The sequence below is a fragment of the Flagellimonas ochracea genome (genome assembly GCF_009903685.1).
Taxonomy (GTDB): domain Bacteria; phylum Bacteroidota; class Bacteroidia; order Flavobacteriales; family Flavobacteriaceae; genus Flagellimonas; species Flagellimonas ochracea.
The window spans coordinates 317,158-339,484 of record NZ_JAAABI010000003.1 but is presented as its reverse complement, the minus strand read 5'-3'; the positions used below and the strand labels follow the sequence as shown (position 1 = coordinate 339,484).

At 41.0% G+C, this 22,327-nt stretch carries 25 protein-coding genes and 5 tRNA genes; 5 read left to right on the top strand and 25 right to left on the bottom strand.

The window, feature by feature from the left end; translation table 11 throughout:
* Positions 1-22: 22 nt before the first annotated feature.
* The 25 genes from rpoB to GTQ34_RS11500 all read right to left on the bottom strand — a co-directional run bounded on the left by rpoB (position 23) and on the right by GTQ34_RS11500 (position 18,497).
* Entirely contained in the window at positions 23-3,832 is a 3,810-nt protein-coding gene (rpoB, locus tag GTQ34_RS11620; RefSeq protein WP_166523967.1) for a DNA-directed RNA polymerase subunit beta, read from the bottom strand.
* Between the two features lie 127 nt (positions 3,833-3,959).
* Positions 3,960-4,343, bottom strand: a complete 384-nt coding sequence (rplL, locus tag GTQ34_RS11615) for a 50S ribosomal protein L7/L12 (protein WP_166523966.1) — start codon at positions 4,341-4,343, stop codon at positions 3,960-3,962.
* 53 nt (positions 4,344-4,396) lie between these two features.
* Complete coding sequence (rplJ, locus tag GTQ34_RS11610) at positions 4,397-4,912, bottom strand: 50S ribosomal protein L10 (protein ID WP_166523965.1); 516 nt, start codon at positions 4,910-4,912, stop codon at positions 4,397-4,399.
* A 25-nt stretch (positions 4,913-4,937) separates the two neighbouring features.
* Entirely contained in the window at positions 4,938-5,627 is a 690-nt protein-coding gene (rplA, locus tag GTQ34_RS11605) for a 50S ribosomal protein L1 (protein ID WP_166523964.1), read from the bottom strand.
* A 20-nt stretch (positions 5,628-5,647) separates the two neighbouring features.
* Positions 5,648-6,085: a 50S ribosomal protein L11 gene (gene rplK, locus GTQ34_RS11600; RefSeq protein ID WP_166523963.1), complete on the bottom strand. Its 438-nt coding sequence runs from the start codon at positions 6,083-6,085 to the stop codon at positions 5,648-5,650.
* Between the two features lie 97 nt (positions 6,086-6,182).
* Positions 6,183-6,734, bottom strand: a complete 552-nt coding sequence (nusG, locus tag GTQ34_RS11595; protein WP_166523962.1) for a transcription termination/antitermination protein NusG — start codon at positions 6,732-6,734, stop codon at positions 6,183-6,185.
* A 6-nt stretch (positions 6,735-6,740) separates the two neighbouring features.
* On the bottom strand, positions 6,741-6,929 hold the full coding sequence (gene secE / locus GTQ34_RS11590) for a preprotein translocase subunit SecE (RefSeq protein WP_166523961.1): 189 nt from the start codon (positions 6,927-6,929) through the stop codon (positions 6,741-6,743).
* A 21-nt stretch (positions 6,930-6,950) separates the two neighbouring features.
* Positions 6,951-7,023 (bottom strand) — tRNA-Trp (locus GTQ34_RS11585).
* 72 nt (positions 7,024-7,095) lie between these two features.
* A complete protein-coding gene (tuf, locus tag GTQ34_RS11580) occupies positions 7,096-8,283 on the bottom strand; it encodes an elongation factor Tu (RefSeq protein WP_166523960.1) in 1,188 nt (395 codons plus the stop codon).
* Positions 8,284-8,331: 48 nt separating this feature from the next.
* Positions 8,332-8,403: transfer RNA gene (locus tag GTQ34_RS11575), tRNA-Thr, on the bottom strand.
* A 69-nt stretch (positions 8,404-8,472) separates the two neighbouring features.
* Positions 8,473-8,545: transfer RNA gene (locus tag GTQ34_RS11570), tRNA-Gly, on the bottom strand.
* A 79-nt stretch (positions 8,546-8,624) separates the two neighbouring features.
* Positions 8,625-8,707: transfer RNA gene (locus GTQ34_RS11565), tRNA-Tyr, on the bottom strand.
* A 23-nt stretch (positions 8,708-8,730) separates the two neighbouring features.
* Positions 8,731-8,804, bottom strand: a tRNA-Thr gene (locus GTQ34_RS11560).
* Between the two features lie 101 nt (positions 8,805-8,905).
* The gene (gene hpf, locus GTQ34_RS11555) at positions 8,906-9,208 is read right to left on the bottom strand and encodes a ribosome hibernation-promoting factor, HPF/YfiA family (protein ID WP_166523959.1); all 303 of its coding nucleotides are present in this window, start codon (positions 9,206-9,208) and stop codon (positions 8,906-8,908) included.
* A gap of 60 nt (positions 9,209-9,268) precedes the next feature.
* Positions 9,269-10,159 (bottom strand): tyrosine-type recombinase/integrase, encoded by an 891-nt coding sequence (locus GTQ34_RS11550; protein WP_166523958.1) that lies wholly within the window; start codon positions 10,157-10,159, stop codon positions 9,269-9,271.
* A gap of 98 nt (positions 10,160-10,257) precedes the next feature.
* Positions 10,258-10,452, bottom strand: coding sequence for a 30S ribosomal protein S21 (rpsU, locus tag GTQ34_RS11545; RefSeq protein ID WP_166523957.1), 195 nt, complete (start codon positions 10,450-10,452; stop codon positions 10,258-10,260).
* A gap of 68 nt (positions 10,453-10,520) precedes the next feature.
* Positions 10,521-11,660, bottom strand: coding sequence for an acyl-CoA dehydrogenase family protein (locus tag GTQ34_RS11540; protein WP_166523990.1), 1,140 nt, complete (start codon positions 11,658-11,660; stop codon positions 10,521-10,523).
* 36 nt (positions 11,661-11,696) lie between these two features.
* Positions 11,697-12,557: a ComEA family DNA-binding protein gene (locus GTQ34_RS11535; RefSeq protein WP_166523956.1), complete on the bottom strand. Its 861-nt coding sequence runs from the start codon at positions 12,555-12,557 to the stop codon at positions 11,697-11,699.
* Positions 12,558-12,566: 9 nt separating this feature from the next.
* The gene (locus GTQ34_RS11530) at positions 12,567-14,183 is read right to left on the bottom strand and encodes an alanine/glycine:cation symporter family protein (protein ID WP_166523955.1); all 1,617 of its coding nucleotides are present in this window, start codon (positions 14,181-14,183) and stop codon (positions 12,567-12,569) included.
* An 86-nt stretch (positions 14,184-14,269) separates the two neighbouring features.
* Positions 14,270-15,277 carry a potassium channel family protein gene (locus GTQ34_RS11525; RefSeq protein WP_166523954.1) on the bottom strand — a complete coding sequence of 336 codons (1,008 nt, stop codon included), beginning with the start codon at positions 15,275-15,277 and terminating at the stop codon, positions 14,270-14,272.
* Between the two features lie 2 nt (positions 15,278-15,279).
* Complete coding sequence (locus GTQ34_RS11520) at positions 15,280-15,507, bottom strand: PspC domain-containing protein (protein ID WP_067036986.1); 228 nt, start codon at positions 15,505-15,507, stop codon at positions 15,280-15,282.
* Between the two features lie 8 nt (positions 15,508-15,515).
* On the bottom strand, positions 15,516-16,796 hold the full coding sequence (locus tag GTQ34_RS11515; protein ID WP_166523953.1) for a DUF2851 family protein: 1,281 nt from the start codon (positions 16,794-16,796) through the stop codon (positions 15,516-15,518).
* Between the two features lie 128 nt (positions 16,797-16,924).
* Complete coding sequence (locus tag GTQ34_RS11510; RefSeq protein ID WP_166523952.1) at positions 16,925-17,236, bottom strand: rhodanese-like domain-containing protein; 312 nt, start codon at positions 17,234-17,236, stop codon at positions 16,925-16,927.
* Between the two features lie 79 nt (positions 17,237-17,315).
* A complete protein-coding gene (locus GTQ34_RS11505; RefSeq protein WP_166523951.1) occupies positions 17,316-17,930 on the bottom strand; it encodes a thioredoxin family protein in 615 nt (204 codons plus the stop codon).
* Positions 17,931-17,936: 6 nt separating this feature from the next.
* Positions 17,937-18,497 carry a TlpA disulfide reductase family protein gene (locus tag GTQ34_RS11500; protein ID WP_166523950.1) on the bottom strand — a complete coding sequence of 187 codons (561 nt, stop codon included), beginning with the start codon at positions 18,495-18,497 and terminating at the stop codon, positions 17,937-17,939.
* Between the two features lie 133 nt (positions 18,498-18,630).
* On the opposite strand from GTQ34_RS11500, the gene GTQ34_RS11495 reads away from it, so the two are divergent.
* The 5 genes from GTQ34_RS11495 to GTQ34_RS11475 all read left to right on the top strand — a co-directional run bounded on the left by GTQ34_RS11495 (position 18,631) and on the right by GTQ34_RS11475 (position 22,326).
* A complete protein-coding gene (locus tag GTQ34_RS11495; RefSeq protein WP_166523949.1) occupies positions 18,631-19,077 on the top strand; it encodes a MarR family winged helix-turn-helix transcriptional regulator in 447 nt (148 codons plus the stop codon).
* Positions 19,078-19,084: 7 nt separating this feature from the next.
* The gene (locus GTQ34_RS11490; protein ID WP_166523948.1) at positions 19,085-19,717 is read left to right on the top strand and encodes an NAD(P)H-dependent oxidoreductase; all 633 of its coding nucleotides are present in this window, start codon (positions 19,085-19,087) and stop codon (positions 19,715-19,717) included.
* A 35-nt stretch (positions 19,718-19,752) separates the two neighbouring features.
* Positions 19,753-20,328, top strand: coding sequence for a YceI family protein (locus tag GTQ34_RS11485; RefSeq protein WP_166523947.1), 576 nt, complete (start codon positions 19,753-19,755; stop codon positions 20,326-20,328).
* A 234-nt stretch (positions 20,329-20,562) separates the two neighbouring features.
* The gene (locus tag GTQ34_RS17005) at positions 20,563-20,871 is read left to right on the top strand and encodes a GIY-YIG nuclease family protein (RefSeq protein ID WP_166523946.1); all 309 of its coding nucleotides are present in this window, start codon (positions 20,563-20,565) and stop codon (positions 20,869-20,871) included.
* Positions 20,872-20,928: 57 nt separating this feature from the next.
* Positions 20,929-22,326, top strand: a complete 1,398-nt coding sequence (locus tag GTQ34_RS11475; protein ID WP_166523945.1) for an anthranilate synthase component I family protein — start codon at positions 20,929-20,931, stop codon at positions 22,324-22,326.
* Position 22,327 lies beyond the last annotated feature (1 nt).

The window sequence follows — 22,327 nt, the reverse complement described above, 5'->3', positions numbered from 1 at the left end:
ATATAATTAGTGTATATAAAATCTACTCTTCCAGTCTGATATCCAAGCCCAATCCTTTAAGCTCGTGCATCAATACATTGAAAGATTCTGGTAATCCAGGCTCAGGCATTGTTTCACCCTTCACGATGGATTCATAGGTCTTGGCCCTTCCGATTACGTCATCGGACTTAACGGTCAATATTTCACGAAGGGTCGATGATGCTCCATAAGCCTCTAAAGCCCAAACCTCCATCTCTCCAAATCGCTGACCACCAAATTGAGCTTTACCACCCAAGGGTTGTTGCGTGATCAATGAATATGGTCCAATCGATCTTGCGTGCATCTTGTCATCTACCATGTGACCTAATTTCAGCATGTAGATAACCCCAACGGTAGCGGCTTGATCAAAACGTTGTCCAGTTCCACCGTCATAAAGATAGGTGTGACCAAATCTTGGCACGCCTGCTTCATCAGTGAGTTCGTTGATCTGATCTAAAGTGGCACCATCAAAAATTGGAGTTCCATATTTCTGACCCAATTTCAGTCCGGCCCATCCCAAAACAGTTTCGTATATCTGACCAATATTCATCCTTGAAGGTACACCTAATGGGTTCAATACGATGTCCACAGGTGTTCCATCTTCCAAGAAAGGCATGTCCTCTTGACGAACAATTCTTGCCACAATACCTTTGTTACCGTGACGACCTGCCATTTTATCTCCCACTTTCAGCTTACGCTTCTTGGCGATGTACACTTTGGCCAACTTCATGATACCAGCGGGAAGTTCATCACCTACGGAGATGGTGAACTTGTCCCTTCTTAGGTTACCTTGAATGTCGTTCAGCTTAATTTTATAATTGTGCAACAAATCTGCAACCAAAGCATTGGTTGTGTCATCCGTTGTCCAACTTCCTCCAATCAAGTGAGCAAAATCATCAACTGCATTTAGCATTTTGATGGTGTACTTCTTTCCTTTTGGAAGTACTTCCTCACCCAAATCGTTCATAACACCTTGCGATGTTTTTCCATTGACCAAACCAAATAGTTTCTCGATCAACACCTCTTTAAGCTGCTGGAACTTGACTTCGTAGTCCATTTCCAATCTTGCTATGGCTTCTTTATCTTCGGAACGCTTTCTCTTGTCCTTGATGGAACGCGAGAACAGTTTCTTATCGATAACCACCCCTCGCAATGAAGGTGATGCTTTTAATGAAGCGTCTTTTACATCACCTGCCTTGTCTCCAAAAATGGCGCGCAAGAGTTTTTCTTCAGGCGTTGGGTCCGATTCACCTTTTGGGGTAATCTTACCAATCAAGATGTCACCAGGTTTAACCTCAGCACCAATACGGATCATCCCGTACTCGTCCAAATCTTTGGTAGCCTCTTCGGACACATTCGGAATGTCGTTGGTCAACTCCTCAGCACCCAATTTGGTATCTCTAACTTCTAGAGCATACTCATCAATGTGGATGGAGGTGAAGATATCTTCTCTAACAACTTTTTCAGAGATTACGATGGCATCCTCAAAGTTGTATCCTTTCCAAGGCATGAAGGCAACCTTCATATTTCTACCCAAAGCCAATTCACCTTTTTCGGTAGCGTAGCCCTCACAAAGTACCTGACCTTTTTTCACCTTATCCCCTTTTCTAACGATGGGTTTCAGGTTGATGCTGGTACCTTGGTTTGTTTTTCTGAATTTTACCAACTCATACGTCTTGGAGTCTTCTTCAAAGCTCACCAAACGTTCTTCCTCACTTCTATCATACCTAATGGTAATTTTTTGTGCATCGACATATTCGACAACTCCATTACCCTCGGCATTGATCAAAACTCTGGAATCGGTAGCTACTTGACGCTCCAAACCAGTACCCACGATAGGGGACTCAGGTCGTAATAACGGAACTGCCTGACGCATCATGTTTGAGCCCATCAGCGCACGGTTAGCATCATCATGCTCCAAGAAAGGAATCAATGATGCTGATATTGAAGCAATTTGATTGGGTGCCACATCAGTGTAGCTAACTTCGGATGGATCGACCACCGGGAAATCGCCTTCTTCACGGGCAATTACTTTTTCCCTATCAATCGCCCCATTATCTTTTAACGGTATGTTAGCCTGGGCAATCTTCATTCCTTCTTCTTCCTCTGCACTTAAGTAGATATGGTTCTTCACGTCCACTTTTCCGTCTTCTACCTTACGATAGGGGGTTTCCAAGAAGCCCATGTTGTTAACTTTGGCAAACACCGAGAGTGAAGAAATCAAACCAATGTTCGGTCCTTCAGGTGTTTCAATAGGGCAAAGCCGTCCGTAATGGGTGTAGTGAACGTCACGAACTTCGAAACCAGCTCTTTCTCTGGAAAGTCCACCTGGACCAAGTGCGGATAATCTTCTCTTATGTGTGATTTCGGCCAACGGGTTGGTCTGATCCATGAACTGGGACAACTGGTTCGTTCCGAAGAAAGAGTTGATCACGGAAGACAACGTCTTTGCATTGATCAAATCAATCGGAGTAAACACTTCGTTGTCTCGAACGTTCATTCGCTCCCGAATGGTACGTGCCATACGAGCCAATCCAACACCAAACTGTTGTGATAATTGTTCGCCAACAGTTCTAACACGTCGATTGGACAAGTGGTCAATATCATCAATCTCTGCTTTGGAATTGATCAGCTCAATCAAATACTTGATGATGGTAATAATATCTTCTTTGGTAAGAACTTCTTTGTCCATACCAATATCCAATCCCAATTTTTTGTTCATTCTATAACGACCTACTTCGCCGAGACTGTAACGTTGTTCAGAGAAGAACAGCTTGTCTATGATTCCACGAGCCGTTTCCTCATCCGGTGGTTCGGCATTACGAAGTTGTCTATAGATATGTTCCACCGCCTCTTTTTCAGAGTTGGTAGGGTCTTTTTGTAAGGTATTATGGATAATGGCATAATCAGATTGTGCATTGTTCTCCTTGTGGAGTAGAATGGTCTTTACATCTGCATCTATAATCTCATCGATATGCTCTTTTTCCAATACGGTATCACGATCAAGAACGATTTCGTTTCGCTCAATGGAAACTACCTCACCGGTATCTTCATCCACGAAATCCTCATGCCATGTGTTCAGTACCCTGGCAGCAAGTTTGCGGCCCAATACCTTTTTAAGTCCGGTTTTGGTAACCTTCACTTCTTCGGAAAGATCGAAGATTTCCAAAATATCCTTATCCCGCTCAAATCCGATTGCCCGGAAAAGTGTGGTAACCGGTAGTTTTTTCTTTCTATCAATATAAGCGTACATTACGCTGTTGATATCCGTGGCGAACTCTATCCAAGAACCTTTAAAAGGAATTACCCTTGCCGAATACAATTTTGTACCATTGGCATGGAAAGATTGACCAAAGAACACTCCTGGTGATCTGTGCAATTGAGAGACAACCACACGTTCTGCACCATTGATCACAAAGGTTCCGCTGGGAGTCATGTAGGGAATGGTCCCTAAGTAAACATCCTGGACTATGGTCTCAAAGTCTTCGTGCTCTGGATCGGTACAGTATAATTTTAATCTTGCCTTTAGTGGCACGCTATAAGTAAGTCCACGTTCTATACATTCCTGGATGGAATATCTGGGTGGATCTACGAAGTAATCCAAAAACTCCAGAACAAACTGGTTTCTGGTATCTGTGATTGGAAAATTTTCCATGAAGGTATTGTAGAGACCTTCGTTTCCTCTTTCGTCAGATTTGGTTTCAAGTTGAAAAAAGTCTTGAAATGATTTTATCTGAATGTCCAAGAAATCCGGATATTCCGGTATGTTCTTAGCGGATGCGAAATTTACTCTTTCAGTAGTGTTTGTGAACATCAATGGACAAATTTTGATCGTGAATATTCTATGGGTAGGTGTATGGCTTTATACACTCCTTATTAAATAGGCTAAGGCCTAACCATTTTATGGAAAGACCTTAACCCAATTTTTATGGTAAAAGCTATTATTTAAGCTCAACTTCTGCTCCTGCTTCTTCCAATGATTTTTTGATTCCTTCTGCCTCATCTTTGGCAACACCTTCCTTAACTGCTTTGGGGGCGCTGTCAACGATTTCCTTAGCATCTTTCAATCCAAGTCCGGTCAATTCCTTAACCAACTTAACTACAGCCAATTTAGAACCTCCTGCTGCTTTAAGGATTACGTCGAATTCTGACTTTTCCTCAGCGGCCTCGGCTTCACCTCCACCAGCGGCAGCGCCACCGGCAACGGCTACAGCAGCGGCTGCAGGCTCAATACCGTACTCTTCTTTCAATATGTCGGCCAATTCATTTACCTCTTTTACGGTAAGGTTAACCAACTGTTCTGCAAAATCTTTTAAATCTGCCATTTTTCTATCGTTTAATAAAAATTTTAAAATATACTTAGTTTATTGTGCGCGAATTATTTTTCAGATAGTGTTTTAAGGATACCTGCCAATTTACCACCACCAGACTTAAGTCCAGAAATAACATTCTTGGCTGGGGATTGCAACAATCCGATGATATCCCCGATAACCTCTTCTTTGGATTTGATGTTGACCAACGAGTCAAGCGTCTCATCTCCAATATAGATCGCTTCCTCTATGAAGGCTCCCTTCAAAAGTGGCCTATCTGATTTTTTTCTAAAATTTTTGATAAGTTTTGCTGGTGCGTTTCCGGTTTCGGACAACATCAAAGAGGTATTGCCTTTTAATACATCGGGTAGCTCACCAAATTCCTTATCAGATGCTTCCATTGCTTTTGCAAGCAAGGTATTTTTCACAACTGCAAGTTTAACATTGGCCTTGAAACATGCTCTTCTTAAATTGGAGGTCTCGGAGGCATTCAATCCTGAGATATCCGCCAAATAAATATTGGGGTTCTCAGCCAACTGTGCAGTCAAATCTTCTATTACTGTTGCTTTTTCTTCTCTTGTCATAACTAAAAATTGAACTACCAGTCAGTTAAACTGCTTTTGGGTCTAGTTGTACACTGGGACTCATGGTGCTGGACATGTAAATGCTCTTCATATAGACCCCTTTGGCGGCTGTCGGCTTCAATTTCACCAAGGTATCAATCAATTCCTTGGCATTACCCGCAATTTTGTCCGCTGAGAAGGATGCCTTTCCTATGGCGGCATGTACAATTCCAGTTTTGTCCACTTTAAAATCTATTTTACCGGCCTTCACATCAGATACTGCCTTGGCAACATCCATAGTTACTGTTCCAGTCTTTGGATTGGGCATCAAACCTCTTGGACCAAGAATACGGCCCAATGGTCCTAATTTACCCATGACACTTGGCATGGTGATAATTACATCCACATCGGTCCAACCGCCCTTGATTTTATCCAAATATTCGTCCAACCCTACAAAATCAGCACCGGCTTCTTTGGCCTCTGCTTCCTTGTCTGGGGTCACCAACGCCAAAACTTTAACATCCTTACCTGTTCCGTGTGGAAGGGTAACAACACCGCGGACCATTTGATTTGCTTTTCTCGGGTCTACACCCAAACGAACTGCAAGGTCAATGGAAGCGTCAAATTTTACGTTGGTAATTTCTTTTATCAAAGCTGAAGCTTCATCCAAGGAATAGAGTTTATTTCTATCTATCTTGGCTTGGGCTTCTTTCTGCTTTTTAGTCAATCTTGCCATTTATAAATTGCTTTAAGATTTTAAAAAGGTCTTTTTCCAGATACTTTAAGACCCATCGATCTTGCCGTACCGGCAACCATGCTCATTGCAGATTCCACGGTAAACGCATTTAGATCTACCATTTTATCCTCGGCAATGGTCCTTACCTGGTCCCAGTTCACTGAACCGGATTTAACTCTGTTAGGTTCGCCAGATCCTTTTTTAATCTTAGCTGCTTCCATCAATTGAACTGCCGCTGGTGGTGTTTTTACAACAAACTCGAAAGACTTGTCTTTGTAAACGGTGATAACAACAGGTAATACTTTACCCGGTTTGTCCTGTGTACGTGCATTGAACTGCTTACAGAACTCCATGATGTTAACACCGGCAGCACCTAAGGCGGGTCCGACCGGTGGCGATGGATTCGCAGCACCTCCCCTAACTTGTAATTTAACTACCTTATCTACTTCTTTTGCCATTGTTTTTGATTAAAATGAAAGTGTGTCAATTTTGGAAGCAACACAACTTTATATGTAACAGCTCTTTATTTTCAGAAATCTGAAATCAGACCTCAGATTATACTTTTTCTACTTGCATATAGCTGAGCTCAAGTGGGGTTTTTCTTCCGAAAATCTTCACCATAACTTCCAGCTTCCGCTTTTCTTCATTGATTTTCTCAACGGTTCCATTGAATCCATTGAAGGGTCCATCAATCACCTTGACCGTTTCACCTAAAACAAAGGGAATGGCCACATTATCCGTGTTTACGGCAAGCTCGTCTACCTTGCCCAGCATACGGTTCACTTCAGATTTTCTTAAAGGCACAGGATCTCCACCTTTTGTTTCACCCAAAAAACCAATGACATTGGTAATGGATTTGATGATATGGACCATCTCACCAGCCAAATTGGCCTTTATCATAATATATCCAGGGAAATAAACCCGCTCCTTGCTAATTTTCTTTCCATTTCTTATTTGAACCACCTTTTCGGTCGGCACGAGAACTTCTTCTAGGTAGTCTCCAAATCCATTGCGTTCCACCTCACTCTCAATGTAGCCTTTGATTTTATTCTCTTGGCCACTGACCGCTCTTACCACATACCATTTTTTCTCCAGAACCTCAGACATACTTCTCTACCCTATTATATTTTGGAAATACAAATTGATCAACTTGCTAAAAAGACTGTCCACTCCCCACGTTGCCAGTGCGAATAGAATGGAAAAAACAGCTACCACTACCATAAGGTTTGATGCTCTCTCACGATCCAACCATGTGACATTGTTTCTCAATTCCTCAAAGGACTCCTTAACATAAGTGATCATAACGTATCGTATTTTCTCTAGCACGGGAGGAGAGACTCGAACTCCCGACACCTGGTTTTGGAGACCAGTGCTCTACCAACTGAGCTACACCCGTTTATATTTACACTTAAAGGTATTCCGCAAAAAGCGGAACACCCTTAGTGCAATTTATTCTAAATGATTATTCTTAATCCAAAATCTCGGTCACCTGACCAGCTCCTACAGTTCTACCACCTTCACGGATAGCAAAACGCAAGCCTACGCTCAATGCAATCGGCTGAATCAAGTCAACAGTGATAGTCAAGTTATCACCAGGCATTACCATTTCAACACCATCAGGAAGGTTGATGTTTCCTGTTACATCCGTTGTACGAACATAGAACTGTGGACGGTAGTTGTTGTGGAATGGCGTGTGACGGCCACCTTCTTCTTTCTTAAGGATATAGACCTCAGCCTTGAACTTGGCGTGTGGCTTAACGGAACCTGGCTTACAGATTACCATACCTCTTTTGATATCGGATTTTTCAATACCTCTCAAAAGGATACCTACGTTATCACCTGCTTCACCCCTGTCCAAAATCTTACGGAACATCTCAACACCGGTAATGGTAGAAGTCAATTTCTCTGCACCCATACCAATGATATCGACCGGATCACCAGTGTTGGCAACTCCAGTTTCGATACGGCCAGTGGCAACGGTACCACGACCTGTAATTGTAAATACGTCCTCAACGGGCATCAAGAAATCTTTTTCTACATCCCTCTTTGGAAGCTCAATCCACTCATCAACGGCATTCATCAATTCCATTACGGTATCAACCCATTTTTGCTCACCATTCAATGCTCCTAGCGCAGAACCAGCAATTACAGGTCCGTTGTCACCATCATATTCATAGAAAGAAAGTAATTCTCTTACCTCCATTTCAACAAGTTCCAAAAGTTCATCATCATCAACCATGTCAACTTTGTTCAAGAAAACAACGATTCTTGGAATACCTACTTGGCGTCCTAACAAGATGTGCTCACGAGTCTGAGGCATAGGGCCGTCAGTTGCGGCAACAACCAAAATAGCACCGTCCATCTGGGCAGCACCAGTAACCATATTCTTTACATAATCCGCGTGACCCGGACAATCAACGTGTGCATAGTGTCGATTTTCAGTTTGGTACTCGACGTGCGATGTGTTGATAGTGATACCTCTTTCCTTTTCTTCTGGTGCATTGTCAATGGAGTCAAAGCTTCTTGTCTCTGACAATCCTGCATTGGCCAATACTGAAGTAATAGCGGCAGTCAATGTTGTTTTACCGTGATCCACGTGTCCAATGGTACCAATATTTAAGTGGGGTTTGGAACGATCAAAAGTTTCCTTTGCCATTTTAAAATAATTTTAATCTTAGTTTATATTAGTGTACAAATCGTTTTGAGCCAATGACGGGATTTGAACCCGTGACCTCTTCCTTACCAAGGAAACGCTCTACCCCTGAGCTACACCGGCGTAAAGTGTTGAATCAACAACCAAAAATCGGTTGTGACTCCTGCCTTCGCAGGAATGACATTGTCTTAGAGCGGGAGACCGGGTTCGAACCGGCGACATTCAGCTTGGAAGGCTGACGCTCTACCAACTGAGCTACTCCCGCATTTTTTTTGGGCCAAGCCCAAAAATTTTCAAGATTTCAAAAAACTTCCCAAATCCGGTTGTTTTCAAAACAACTTCTGTGGGGAGAGCAGGATTCGAACCTGCGAAGGTAAAAACCAACAGATTTACAGTCTGTCCTCGTTGGCCGCTTGAGTATCTCCCCGCCTTTATTTTCAGTAACTTACGAGCCGATAGAGGGACTCGAACCCACGACCTGCTGATTACAAATCAGCTGCTCTAGCCAGCTGAGCTATATCGGCATTTTACCGCCTTTTAACCATAAAAAAAGTCCGTCATTTCTAACGGACTGCAAATGTATATATTTATTTTTTTAATCAAAATAAAAATCCAAAAATTTTAATCATGCGCTCGCCCTTTGTTTTTCTTTCTTTTTTACTAATTGTCGTTCCAACGAACTGCATGCAGAATCGACGGCCTCCTCGAATGATTTACATTGTTTCTTGACCATACATTTATCACGAGGCACCAAAACCTTAATCTCCACAATCTTGTTCTCCTTTGCACTGGTATTCTCCACCTTTAAATAAACGTCGGCACCTATGATTTTGTCATAGTACAGTTCCAATTTATCCATCTTCTTTTGAATGAAGTCAAGAAGTTTTCCATCAGCTACAAAATTGACCGATTGTGTATTTACTTTCATAAAATTTAGTTTTTTACGCTGCCCCCAAGTGACAGCTTGGTTAAACATAGCAGGAAATAGCTATTCCTTGTTCCTGGGATGGGCCTTCAAATGCACCTTCTTCAACTCAGCTATGCTGTTGTGCGTGTACACCTGGGTTGAAGCCAAACTCGAATGGCCCAGTAGTTCTTTCACTGAATTCAAATCAGCCCCCCTGTTCAGTAAATGTGTTGCAAAGGTGTGCCTCAAAACATGTGGACTCTTTTTTACCTTTGGAGAAACTAAACTAAAATACTTATTTATGGTTCGATAAACAAGTGTTTCGTAAATTTTAAGTCCTTCTTTTGTTAAAAACAAAAACTCGAAATCAACCGTCTCTCGCAGCTGGCCGCGGTGCTTTAAATAATCTTGGAGCTTTACATTGGTGGATGGCAACAACGGAATAATTCTTTCCTTGTTTCTTTTACCTAAAACTTTCAACGTATTGTTAGCTGTGTCAACATCTCCTAGCTTAATATTTACCAATTCTGTTCTTCGTATACCCGTTGCATACAAAAGCTCAATGATCAGTTTGTCCCGAATACCTTCAAAATCATCTTCGAAGGGTATCTCGGACAATACCCTTTCCATTTCCATTTCGGAAAAAGGGACTTCTATGCGTTTTTTGGTCTTGAGGGCCCGGTGCTTTATTAATGGGGAGACTTTGATCTGTCCAATTTTTTGTAAAAAACGATAGTATGACCTTAGTGACGATATTTTTCTGTTTACCGTACGGTTGGTCATCTTAGTATCTACCAAAGCCACTATCCAACTCCTTATAATACCATAATCCATATCATCTATGGATTGCATATCAAATTGGGTTTTGCAAAAGTCTGAAAACTCTTTTATATCCCTTTCGTATGCACTAAGGGTGTGCTTGGAATAATTTTTCTCAAATTTGAGATATGATATGAAAGCGGACAGGGACACACTTCAAAAGTAGCCAAAATTGATTTCCAATGGCCATAAAAAGAAAAATCCCATTGTAAAGATTACAATGGGATTACCATATTATTGTAGCACAAATCCTAGATTTCCTCTTGATCTCTTAATTTTTGAATATACTGTGCTTTTTGAATTTCAGCTCTTCGTTCAACGGAAGGTTTGGTGAACTGCTGTCTGCTTCTCAATCGACGCATGGTGCCGGTTCTGTCAAACTTACGCTTGAAACGTTTTAAAGCTCTATCGATGTTTTCTCCTTCCTTAACAGGTATTATTAACATGGGCTACAACCTCCTTTCTTTTAAATTTTGGAGTGCAAATATACATTTATTACTTTTTTCTTTGCAAGCTACTTTAAAATTTTTCTTGAAATGACCAATTTTTGAATTTCAGTGGTGCCCTCACCAATGGTGCAGAGCTTGGCATCCCTATAAAATTTTTCAACTGGAAAATCTTTGGTGTATCCATAACCTCCGTGGATTTGAACAGCATCATTGGCAATTTTTACACATACCTCGGATGCAAACATTTTGCACATAGCACTGAACTTGGTCATGGGCCTACCTTCATTTTTTAAGAAGGCCGCCTTGTGCAACAATAGTTCTGATGCCTCAATTTCAGTGGCCATATCGGCAAGTTTGAACGATATCCCCTGAAATTCGCTTATAGGTTTTCCAAATTGGACCCGTTCCTTGGAATATTTTAGTGCGGCCTCATAAGCGCCTTTTGCAACCCCTAAGGACAAAGCACCGATGGAAATACGCCCTCCGTCCAATATTTTCATAGATTGGATAAATCCATCCCCTACTTCTCCTAATCTGTTTTCATCAGGGATTCTGCAATCGGAAAATATCAACTCAGCGGTTTCACTCGCCCGCATGCCCAATTTATCTTCTTTTTTACCACTGCTGAACCCTGGCGTTCCTTTTTCAACAGCAAAGGCCGTCATGCCATGGCTATCTCCTTTTTCACCAGTTCGTGCAATTACAACGGCAATGTCCCCACTTTTCCCGTGGGTGATAAAGTTTTTGGCTCCGTTCAATATCCACGAATCACCATCTTTGATGGCCGTTGTGTTCATACCCCCAGCATCGGAACCTGTATTGTGTTCGGTCAATCCCCAAGCTCCCAACCATTCGGCTGTTGCCAGTTTGGGAATCCAGCGTTGCTTTTGCTCCTCATTACCAAAGGAAAGAATGTGATTGGTGCATAATGAATTATGTGCTGCCACGGAAAGTCCAATCGACGGGTCGACTTTTGAAATTTCTTCTAAAATGGCGATATACTCATGATAGCCCAATCCAGAACCTCCCAGCTCTTCTGGAACCAGCACTCCCATAAAGCCCAATTCACCGGCCTTTTTAAAAACTTCTATGGGGAAGGTCTGGGACTCGTCCCATTCCATGACATGGGGAAGGATATATTGCCGAGCAAATTCCCGTGCAGATTCGGCGACCATTTTTTGGGTTTCCGAATAATCAAAATTCATTTTGGACAAGGTATCGGTAATCATCAATGCAATTTTTTACAACTGCAAATATAGCTTAATTCTCCCAATCCTATTCTCTGGAAAATTCTCAACTTCCTTCAATTCGTCAAGGGATTCAAAGCTTCCATTTGCTGTTCGGTAGGCTACTATTTGTTGTGCTAGATCATAGTTTATGTATAACAAAGCTGACAACTCCATTACAGAAGCTTCATTGACATTGATTTTTTTTATGGTGGGGATTGTTATTACCTCAAAACGAATCAGAATTCTCTGGACCACCTCGGGTTCCAGACCGTATACATCATACAACTGATCATTAACTAAAAAACCGCCCAAACGATCTCGAAACTTTACAATCCTCCGAGAAAGCACATCTCCTACTCCATGAATGGCCTTAAGTTCTGTTCCGGACGCCGTATTGAGGTCTTTCTTTACAAATTCTGAACCATTTGGAGTAAAGGAGCCATACTCTTTTGAAGGTGTACGGTTCTTCCACTTGGGAAATTGAAAGAAGGGACTGATTATAGAGAGCAACGAATCGGACACCTTGGTCACCATTTGAAATTCTTTGGCGGAGTTCACATATTTGTGTTGTTGCCTATAGGCCAAAAGACGGTCTATTTGCTCAGTGGACATCCCTAAAGAGTATCCCTTGTAGTCGGTAATGTAATTTGGATTAAAAGGAAATACCTTAGAGGTTTTTTCTTGTTTTTGATTTTTAAGGCTGTCCAGTTTTGATTGGGCAATAGTGTTCAATGCCAAATTGGACCCTTTTTGATAAGGCTGTGTCTTAACATAATAATATATGCCTTGTAAAATACATATAATGAGCAGCAAAAAGAAAATCCCACTTCGTTCTTGTTTATTGAACTTGAAATGGGACTTGATTTTATTCAATTTATTAGATTAACCCCTCTTAACAAAATCCTTGATATCAGTAACATATCTATTCATTTCTTCTCTTACCCTAGGGAACAAGAACAGCAAACCGATCATGTTGGGAAACACTAATGCCAAAATCATGGCGTCAGAAAATTTTATCACAGCATCCAACGTAGCAGCTGCCCCAACAATTACAAATAACAAAAACATTACTTTGTAAACAATATCTGCCGTCTTACCTCTTCCAAAAAGAAACTTCCAAGATTGCAATCCGTAGTATGACCAAGAAATCATAGTGGAAAAGGCAAAAAGAATAATGGCAATCGTCAATACATATCTAAATCCAGGTATTACCGAATCATATGCCATTGATGTTAAATCCACCCCCCCAACGTATGCTCCCGATTCGTTAAGCAGTACTGTACTGCCAACAGCATTTCCATAATCAAAAGCACCAGCATCCATATTGAAAAAGATGATGACCAAAGCTGTCATCGTACAAATTACAACGGTATCTATAAAGGGTTCCAAAAGCGCAACTACGCCTTCGCTCGCCGGATATTTTGTTTTAACCGCAGAGTGTGCAATGGCTGCAGAACCAGCGCCCGCCTCGTTGGAAAATGCCGCTCTTTGAAATCCAACAATTATCACCCCTAAAATTCCTCCAAGACCGGCTGCTGGGGTAAAAGCTCCTCCTATGATCATTCCAAAAGCGTCGCCTATATATTCAATGTTGGCAAATATGATGACCAGAGAAGCCAAAACATACACCCCCGCCATAAAAGGAACTATTTTTTCAGTAACGCTGGCAATCTTTTTGATTCCTCCAATTATCACAATTCCGACCAATACAGCCAAAATGACTCCGATAATTACTCCTGTTGCTCCACCCTCAAGACTCAACATGGTTGAAAGCTGAACAGCAGCTTGATTCGATTGAAACGCGTTGCCGCCACCAAAGGAAGCTCCAACACAAAGGATGGCAAAAATAATGGCCAGTACTTTTCCAAGCCCCTTCATTCCTCGTTCCTTCAATCCCTTTGAGAGATAATACATGGGGCCACCATAAACGGTGCCATCTGGACCAACATCCCTATACTTTACACCTAAGGTGCATTCCACAAACTTGGTGGACATACCTATCAGTCCACAGATAATCATCCAAAATGTAGCCCCCGGACCTCCCAGTGCTATAGCCACCGCTACACCAGCAATATTTCCCAGACCTACCGTTCCGGAGACAGCGGTAGCCAATGCTTGGAAATGACTTACCTCTCCTTCTTTGCTTTCATCCTTGATTGTGCGCGGAACATCTCCTTCAACAACATTCAACTCAGTTTTTTCCACACTATGGTGGTCCAACTCATCGTATTTACCCCTTACGGTATTGATGGCCAAACCAAATTTGAAAATATTAGGAAACTTAAAGACTATTGTGAAGAAGGTAGCCCCAAAAATCAATAAAATTAATACTACAGGGAGATTATAGCCTGCTACAGGTATTGGGGTCAGCACAAAGCCTTCCCACCAGGTGGCAAATGGCATAAAGGCATCATTGACTTTCTCGTCCAAGCCCTTTTCCTGAGCACTTGATAGTAATGGGAACAAAACTGTAATCAACGTAAGAAGTCGATACTTCATAATGTATTATTTGGTTATGTTAATTTGATGTAAAGCGAGCAATATCCTAAAAAAATTCAACGGAGTCAAATTTAAAAGTTATAAAACTAACCTATCTGAAACATTTGGTTGAGCTTTTTTATCTGTTCGGGCCTTCCCAAAACAATGACTTTTCCCTTAAGTTCTAATTGTAAGTCTGCCTCCGGATTTATAATGTAATTACCTTTGGGGTCAATATAGCCTATTATTGTGCAGCCTGTTTTTCTACGCAGGTCTAAATCACGGATTGAACTGCAATCTATTTGATCGACGAAATCCTCTATTTCCACTTCTTCCAGATTAGTGGTATGCTCACCTTCCACGGATAACTTATCCATAAATGTTATCAGGTCGGGCATAACCACCAAAGAGGCCATGTGATCGCCTCCTATTTTGTCGGGCATTATTACTTTGTCGGCTCCTGCGAACTCCAACTTCTTTAATGAAGTTACTTGTGAAGCCCTGCTAATGATAAAAAGATTCTTGTTCAATTGACGGGCAGAAAGCACAATGAAAAGGTTGGCGGCATCATCGGGTACAGCAGTAATTAAATACTGCGCACGATCAATTCCCGCCTCGAGCAATACCTCATCCTCATTGGCATCTCCTTCTACGAACAAAATTTCATCGGAATAGCGGTCCACAATTTCTTTGTCCCTTTCAACAACTACGAACGGCTTGTTGTATGCCATAAGTTTTTCTGCGGCCTGCATGCCATTTCTTCCAAAACCACAAACCACCACATGGTTTGAAAGATGGTCAATCTGTTTTTTCACTTTTTTCTTTTTTAAGAGTTCTAGCGAGTTTCTACTTAAAAGGTATTCCGTAATCACCGAAATGGCAAAACCAAATATAAAAACACTGGTTACGATTAAAAATACCGTAAAAATCTTTGCATCGGCATCTAAGGGTCTTACCTCTGCAAAACCTACGGTGGTTACCGTAATAATAGTCATGTAAATGGCCTCTATCCATGTGAAATCGGATATGAATTTATAACCGATAACTCCAAACAAAAGCACCAAAACCATGAGAATCAGTGCCAACACAATTTTTGAACGAAAGAGTTTGATCATATTTAAAGGTCAAAAACTGAAGTTCTTTTGGTATAGACCAAATCCTTGATCCGTAACCAAAAGGCAATAAACAAATACAGGGCAAAGCCGAAGCCCAAGGTAACGAAAGTCAAATAAATAAAAGTAGTACGTACAACCCTTGCACGAATCCCCAAACGCTCCGCTATGCGCCTACAGACCTCAAAGCCCCTTTTTTGAAAATAATACAACGTATCGTAAAACAAAGCCATGGCTAAAATTAGATATTTCTGTTCAATAAACGTGCGCCCAGATTACACTGTAAACATTTATTTTTTGAGCAATAGTTCTTGTAGAGTTGCAATTGGGCTTGACTCTCAAGTGCATTTTTGGTCTTGGTTCCCAAATTTTCAAATCCACCGACAATGGAGTTTTTCTCAGAATCTAATTGTTCCATCCATGCAATCAGTTGATCACTTCCATCCCTACCCAAATGTTTATCATGGCAAAATCGCAACGGAATCAACGTATTTATAACCAAGAGATCTACAAATGCCTTTGATACTTTTTTGATGCTTCTTTTGGAAACTTTCCCAAAAGTGTAGTGATTTTCCCAATATGTACTGGTGCTCACCTCAAATAGATCATATATCGCTTTGAGGTCTTTTATCTCCATAAGGGTTGCAAAAAGCCCTTCCTCGTTGCAATATAGGTGCACCAACTGTGAAACTCGAAGCGTAGGAAAGTTGGAAGGTCGCAAACCATAGAATTTGGGCTTTTCTAAAGCTATTGAAACATTGAACTTTTTTGACAGATAACGGTATTCCTCGTTAAGCTGGAGAAAATAAGAATCCGTACAATTCTGCTCTTGCAGCAAACCCAAATAACCGAACAACAAGCTTTCAAGCGAAGTGGAATTATCTCTGGTTTTTCTTACAATGGAAAAATCCAGTTGCATGGCCTTGGACATAAACAATTCCCCATTGAGGGTGGACCCAAAGCTCTTTAACAGCATTGCGAACAATACGGCTTCCCAGTCGTTGTTTGTCCTTTTTAAATGATTTTCAATGACCCGGGATTTCTGCTCCAATCGTTCCACATAAAGCCTATGGTACCATTGTTCCACCAAAAAGGAATCCATCTCATCGAAATGCTTTTCACAGTTAATAAAGGTGATATTCGTTTTTTGTAGAAGTGCTTCATACCTCTCCAATAAGCTTCGGGGAATGTAATTTTTCAATTCCAAGGTTGGAATTTGAGACCCATCTTTTCTAAAGACTGAAACGTCGTCTTCCCAAACCACGTGAAGAATTACGTTATCATACCTTGGATCTTCTTCATGGTTATGGGCATACCAATCCGAAGATTTTATATGAATCTCAACATTGCCCGCCCAAAATTGGCCTTCTATCTCAACCTGAGCATTGAAAAAGTCTGGGCCTGCATAATGATTCAGAATTCCTGGGGCTCTAACAAATAGGGCTTCCTTGGTAGTTGAGGTAAGTTGTCTTCCATGAAGCTTGTTTTGCCCCCAAATAAAATGGAGCAAGTCTTCCTTCATGCGACCAATATAGGAATTTGATCTATAAAATTGAAGTCAGTCCACGCACATTTTTGTAATCTACAGCAGGCAGTGGTTAAAAGTCCCAATTGGTAATCAGCATTGGGAAGATCTCAATTCTTGGATTCCTATTCGGCCACTTCGCCTTCCCAGTTGATGAAACCTCCCTCAAGATTATAGGCGTTATCAATGCCAATACTGTTCAAGATGGCGCAGGCCTGACCACTGCGGTTGCCCGATCGGCAATACACGTAGTAGTTTTTGGTTTTGTCCAATTTTTCAATTTCATCCAGAAAACCCTGTCCGAGATATATATCGATGTTGGTAGCTCCGGGAATGTATCCCTCTTCTACCTCTTCAGTAGTTCTTACATCCAAAATGAAGGCGTTGTTGTCGTTTTCCAATTGCTCCGCCCACTCTTCTTGTGATAAATCTGACATTTTGCTGAATTTAGATTCCACAAAAATAAAAATCCGGAGCATTACCTCCGGATTCTACTCGTTATTTTTTTGTTGACTTTTATTTTATACCACATCCAATGGCCCTAGTGGTCTTCACTTTAATTTCTCCACCGCCCAACATGGCATCCACGGCATTTTCCACGAATTTTTCTTCAACTTGTGATGCATCCTGATAATTATCGTCGATGGCCCCAATATATCTTACAACATTGCCTTTGGAGGTCTTTTCCAACAAATATACATGTGGGGTTTTAGTTGCGCCATACTGGGGATAAATTTTCTGTCCCTCATCAAAAAGATAGGGAAATGTAAATCCTTTTTCAGCGGCCCTCACTTTCATTTTCTCAAAATTGTCGCCAGGTTTAGCGGCAGGATTGTTGGGATTAATGGCAATGACCGGTACACCCAAAGGTTTGTACTTGGCATCCAGAGCAATAATTCTATCTTCATACGCCACAGCATAAGGACAGGTATTACAGGTAAAAATCACCAAGAAACCTTTCGCCTCGGTAAAATCAGATAGAGAAACGGTATTTCCATCCACATCCTTAAGTGAAAAATCCGTAGCCACATCCCCAATGCCGTACCCCTCGTTCAGGCTAATATTTTTTGACGAAAATGCAGCAAGGACAATCAGTAAAATAACCAACCCCAGGTTTTTAATTGCTTTCATGGTTTTTCAATTTATAAACTTGTTCAACTCAATATTTAATTCCTCGTAAGTGAAACCGCGTTCGTAGAAATTCCTTTTGTCCTTATTATATATCAATGTTGCAGGAATGCCTCCACCCCATTCCGGTGCCACTTTAGGAATCCATTCGTTTTGTTTTGGGTCATCTAAAATCACCACTGTAGATTGAATCCCTTTCTTTTCTACGAAAGGCTCTAATCGCGATCTCCACATATTGGGCATATCTAAACTCACTAATATCACCTCGACATTATTTTCTTTTTGTTCCGCATTTATTCGCTCAAAATGAGGCATTTCTTCGACACAGGGCTTACACCAGGTTGCCCAAAAGTTGACCACGTAGGTTTTGTCATCGGTTTTATTGAGCATCGGTTCAAGACCTTCAAAATCATAAATGGGAAACTTTGAAGTGTAACTTTTCTTTACAGCTTGTGTTTCTGCCAAATCAGTCTTTTCAGACGAGGCTTCTTCCTTTTTCTCATTTGATATTTCACCACAACTTGACAGTATCAAAAGAGATAGCAAAGCAAGTCCGAGTAAATTTTTCATTTTCATGCTTTTGAACATTTAAAATTAGATAATGTACTTCCCTTCACTTTTATTTTAACAAAATTTTATCGGTTCTTCATCGCTTAAAAGTGAAAAACAATCTTACATTTGTATATACAAATATTGTAAATACATGAATGTTGAGGCGATTATAAAGACCACGAAGACCATTCCGCTGGAAAGTAGGACCCTCATTCACATGACCTTGGTTCATCATAAGGCCAACGAGATTATTGCCAATGCACTAAAGCCCTTCGAGGTTTCCCTGCAACAATTTAATGTCCTTCGGATTTTGAGGGGTCAAAAAGGAAAGCCGGCCAACCTGTCTACCCTCAATGAGCGCATGGTCACTAAAATGAGCAACACCACACGCTTGGTCGATAAACTTTTGGCCAAGGATTATGTAGACCGCTACGTATGTCCCTCCAATCGCAGAAAGGTCGAGATAGTCATCACCGACCAAGGAAAGGAAGCACTAAAGCAAATGGACAAAGCTGTTATAAAAGCTGAAAAGAGCATTGTTAAAAATTTCACCGAAAAAGAACTAGAACAATTAAATCACCTATTAGATAAATTTTAAAATTGAAATGAAAAGCGTAATAGAACATAGAATTTGGCGCTACGCCACAAAAAAATTCGATGACAGCAAAAAGGTATCGAATGAAGACCTGGAAACCCTATTGGAGGCCACACGACTTAGTGCTTCTTCCTATGGATTGCAGCCGTATCACGTAATTGTGGTCTCAGACCAACAAATCAAAGAAAAACTGAGATCTGTTTCTTGGGGACAAAGTCAGATTACGGATGCCTCACATATTCTCGTATTTGCCAATTTCACCGATTTTGGGGAAGACTTAGTAGATGATTATTTGGCTAACGTGGGTTCAACAAGAGACATTCCTACAGAAAATCTAAAGGGCTACTCAGATTTTATGAAATCGAAACTGATGGACCTTTCTTCGGAAACCAAAGAAAATTGGACCTCGAAGCAAGCTTATATAGCATTTAGCAATGCCATGCAAGCTGCAGCGGAGCTTAAAATAGATACATGCCCCATGGAGGGTTTCGAATCGGAAGCTTACAACAAAATCTTGGGATTGAATGAAAAAAACCTTAACGCTTCGGTCGTGTTGGCCGTTGGTTATCGGTCTCAAGAAGATGAAACACAGCACTTGCCAAAGGTTAGAAGAACGAAAAAAGAATTATTTACCATTATATAAATTTTAACCCTTTTTAAAACAAAAATCACACAATCATGAAAAAGAGTAATTTAAGTTTAGTATTCTCCCTTGTATTTGGCGCCGTAGCCTTGGCTAATCCGGTTGACAAGGAAACCAAAGAGGTGAAAACGGATGAAAGCACAGTCACCTGGAAGGCCTACAAGGTTACAGGTTCACATACAGGAACTGTATCACTGCAATCAGGAGCTCTGGAGTTTGAGGGCGACAAACTGATTGGAGGAGAATTCGTAGTGGATATGACCACCATTAACACCACAGACCTCGAAGGCGACTACAAAAACAAACTGGATGGGCATCTGAATTCGGATGATTTCTTCTCCACGGCCTCCCACCCAACCTCCAAATTGGTATTTACTAAGGTAGAAGCCACAGGAAAGAATTCGTACGAGGTAACTGGTGACCTTACCATAAAGGGCATCACCAAACCTTTAACTTTCGATGTCTCCATTTATGGAAGCAAAGCCACGGCTACTTTGAAAGTTGACCGCTCCCAGTACGACGTAAGATACGGCTCCGGTAGTTTCTTTGACAACTTGGGAGACAAAACCATTTATGACGAATTCGACTTGGTAGTCGATTTGCAGATGTAACCGGCTGTGTTTAGTGTTTTGAAAGTCCTGCAGTAGTTTTTTTTCAGCAGGACTTTTATTTTTCAGCAACGTTGTTTGTGGGTTTAAAATTCCTTTCTATCTTTGATGCAATGAAGAATCACATAGCAAATACATGGTGGTGGATTAACTTACGTCGAACGTCGTGAGCTAAGTCCCCATTATAACCATATAAGAGGCTTGTCATCACGACAAGCCTTTTTCTTTTGAAGAACTTTGGTTCTGGTTTCCACTAAGGCGGAAATATTAAAAGTTGAAAATGAGTTTTATGTCCATATAATATCGAACAAGAAAACGAGAACCATTTATATAGGACATACAAATGATTTGAAAAAAGAATGCATTGACATAAGCGGGACGTTGGAAGCAAATTTGCAAGTAGATACAACCTTGAAAATATTGGTCTACTATGAAAAGTTCAAATTCCCTATGCCGGCTATAAAAAGAGAGAAACAATTAAAAAAATGGAATAGGCGTTGGAAAATCAACCTAATAAATGATATTAATCCAAATTGGGAAGATTAACCTATTTCTTTGATTGACCGAAAATAGCTTTACACCTCTGTGGAAATAGAAACAAAAATGGAATATAAATTAAAAACCCATTACAAAAAAATACTGGCAGATACCATCACCCCGGTGAGTGTTTACCTAAAAATTAGGGATAAATTTCCGAATAGCATCTTGTTGGAGAGTAGCGACTACCACACCAACGACAATAGCTTTTCATATATATGCTGTAATCCGATTGCATACATCAAGGTTGAAAATGAAACCATCACACAAAAATTTCCCAATGGTATCAAAGAGGTATCCCCCATCACCCCTCGAATGGATGTTGCAGCCGCCATACACAACTTTAGCAAAAAGTTCTCTGTATCACAAAATGGATTCAAGTTTATTTACAATGGACTTTTCGGGTATATGGCCTACGATGCCGTCCGCTATTTTGAAGATGTGCACTTAAGCCCCAAGGAAAATTCCATCACCATACCGGATATCTATTATGCAGTATACCAAAATATAATCGCGATAAACCATTTTAAGAATGAAGCCTATCTCTTTGCGCATTGTTACGATAGGGAAAGCAATGTGGAAGAACTGGAACAACTACTCAACGTGCGGAGTTTTGCTTCCTATAATTTTACCAAGGAAGGAGCACCTAAATCCAATTTAGAGGACGAAGACTATAAGAAGCATGTAGCTTTGGCCAAGAAACACTGTCAACGCGGCGATGTTTTTCAGTTGGTACTGTCCCGAAGGTTCTCACAAAACTTCAAAGGGGATGAATTTAACGTTTATAGGGCTTTGCGCTCCATAAACCCATCACCTTATCTCTTTTATTTCGATTATGGCGATTTCAAGATTTTTGGCAGCTCTCCGGAAGCACAATTGATTGTGAAAGATGGAAAAGCTGAGATTCATCCTATTGCTGGCACCTATAAACGGACTGGAAATGATGAAAAAGATGCCGAGCTTGCCAAAAAATTAGCTCTGGATGACAAGGAAAACAGCGAACATGTAATGTTGGTGGACCTGGCCCGAAACGACCTCAGCCGAAATGGGAATACCGTGAATGTGGAAACGTATAGAGAAGTACAGTACTTTTCCCATGTAATCCATTTGGTGTCCAAAGTTACAGGGCTTAAGAAGAAAGAAAGTACTACCATGCAAGTGGTAGCGGATACGTTCCCGGCAGGAACATTGAGTGGAGCACCCAAGCACATGGCCATGCAATTGATAGAAAAATATGAAAAAACCAGTCGAGCTTACTATGGAGGTGCCATCGGGTTTATGGATTTCAAGGGAAATTTTAATCATGCCATCATGATTCGTACATTCCTGAGCAAAAACCACGAACTCCACTATCAGGCTGGTGCAGGTTTGGTAGCCGCATCTGACCCGGAAGCTGAACTCCAAGAGACCTACAATAAGTTGGGCGCGCTTACCAAGGCCCTAGAAATCGCTGAAACCATTTAAT

Coding starts and splice junctions, on each gene's coding strand:
- rpoB (WP_166523967.1), bottom strand. CDS start 3,832: ATGTTCACAAACACTACTGAAAGAGTAAATTTCGCATCCGCTAAGAAC.
- rplL (WP_166523966.1), bottom strand. CDS start 4,343: ATGGCAGATTTAAAAGATTTTGCAGAACAGTTGGTTAACCTTACCGTA.
- rplJ (WP_166523965.1), bottom strand. CDS start 4,912: ATGACAAGAGAAGAAAAAGCAACAGTAATAGAAGATTTGACTGCACAG.
- rplA (WP_166523964.1), bottom strand. CDS start 5,627: ATGGCAAGATTGACTAAAAAGCAGAAAGAAGCCCAAGCCAAGATAGAT.
- rplK (WP_166523963.1), bottom strand. CDS start 6,085: ATGGCAAAAGAAGTAGATAAGGTAGTTAAATTACAAGTTAGGGGAGGT.
- nusG (WP_166523962.1), bottom strand. CDS start 6,734: ATGTCTGAGGTTCTGGAGAAAAAATGGTATGTGGTAAGAGCGGTCAGT.
- secE (WP_166523961.1), bottom strand. CDS start 6,929: ATGATCACTTATGTTAAGGAGTCCTTTGAGGAATTGAGAAACAATGTC.
- tuf (WP_166523960.1), bottom strand. CDS start 8,283: ATGGCAAAGGAAACTTTTGATCGTTCCAAACCCCACTTAAATATTGGT.
- hpf (WP_166523959.1), bottom strand. CDS start 9,208: ATGAAAGTAAATACACAATCGGTCAATTTTGTAGCTGATGGAAAACTT.
- rpsU (WP_166523957.1), bottom strand. CDS start 10,452: ATGTTAATAATACCTGTTAAGGAAGGAGAAAACATCGATAGAGCTTTA.
- GTQ34_RS11540 (WP_166523990.1), bottom strand. CDS start 11,660: ATGAATTTTGATTATTCGGAAACCCAAAAAATGGTCGCCGAATCTGCA.
- GTQ34_RS11530 (WP_166523955.1), bottom strand. CDS start 14,183: ATGAAGTATCGACTTCTTACGTTGATTACAGTTTTGTTCCCATTACTA.
- GTQ34_RS11525 (WP_166523954.1), bottom strand. CDS start 15,277: ATGATCAAACTCTTTCGTTCAAAAATTGTGTTGGCACTGATTCTCATG.
- GTQ34_RS11520 (WP_067036986.1), bottom strand. CDS start 15,507: ATGGCTTTGTTTTACGATACGTTGTATTATTTTCAAAAAAGGGGCTTT.
- GTQ34_RS11515 (WP_166523953.1), bottom strand. CDS start 16,796: ATGAAGGAAGACTTGCTCCATTTTATTTGGGGGCAAAACAAGCTTCAT.
- GTQ34_RS11510 (WP_166523952.1), bottom strand. CDS start 17,236: ATGTCAGATTTATCACAAGAAGAGTGGGCGGAGCAATTGGAAAACGAC.
- GTQ34_RS11505 (WP_166523951.1), bottom strand. CDS start 17,930: ATGAAAGCAATTAAAAACCTGGGGTTGGTTATTTTACTGATTGTCCTT.
- GTQ34_RS11500 (WP_166523950.1), bottom strand. CDS start 18,497: ATGAAAAATTTACTCGGACTTGCTTTGCTATCTCTTTTGATACTGTCA.
- GTQ34_RS11495 (WP_166523949.1), top strand. CDS start 18,631: ATGAATGTTGAGGCGATTATAAAGACCACGAAGACCATTCCGCTGGAA.
- GTQ34_RS11490 (WP_166523948.1), top strand. CDS start 19,085: ATGAAAAGCGTAATAGAACATAGAATTTGGCGCTACGCCACAAAAAAA.
- GTQ34_RS11485 (WP_166523947.1), top strand. CDS start 19,753: ATGAAAAAGAGTAATTTAAGTTTAGTATTCTCCCTTGTATTTGGCGCC.
- GTQ34_RS11475 (WP_166523945.1), top strand. CDS start 20,929: ATGGAATATAAATTAAAAACCCATTACAAAAAAATACTGGCAGATACC.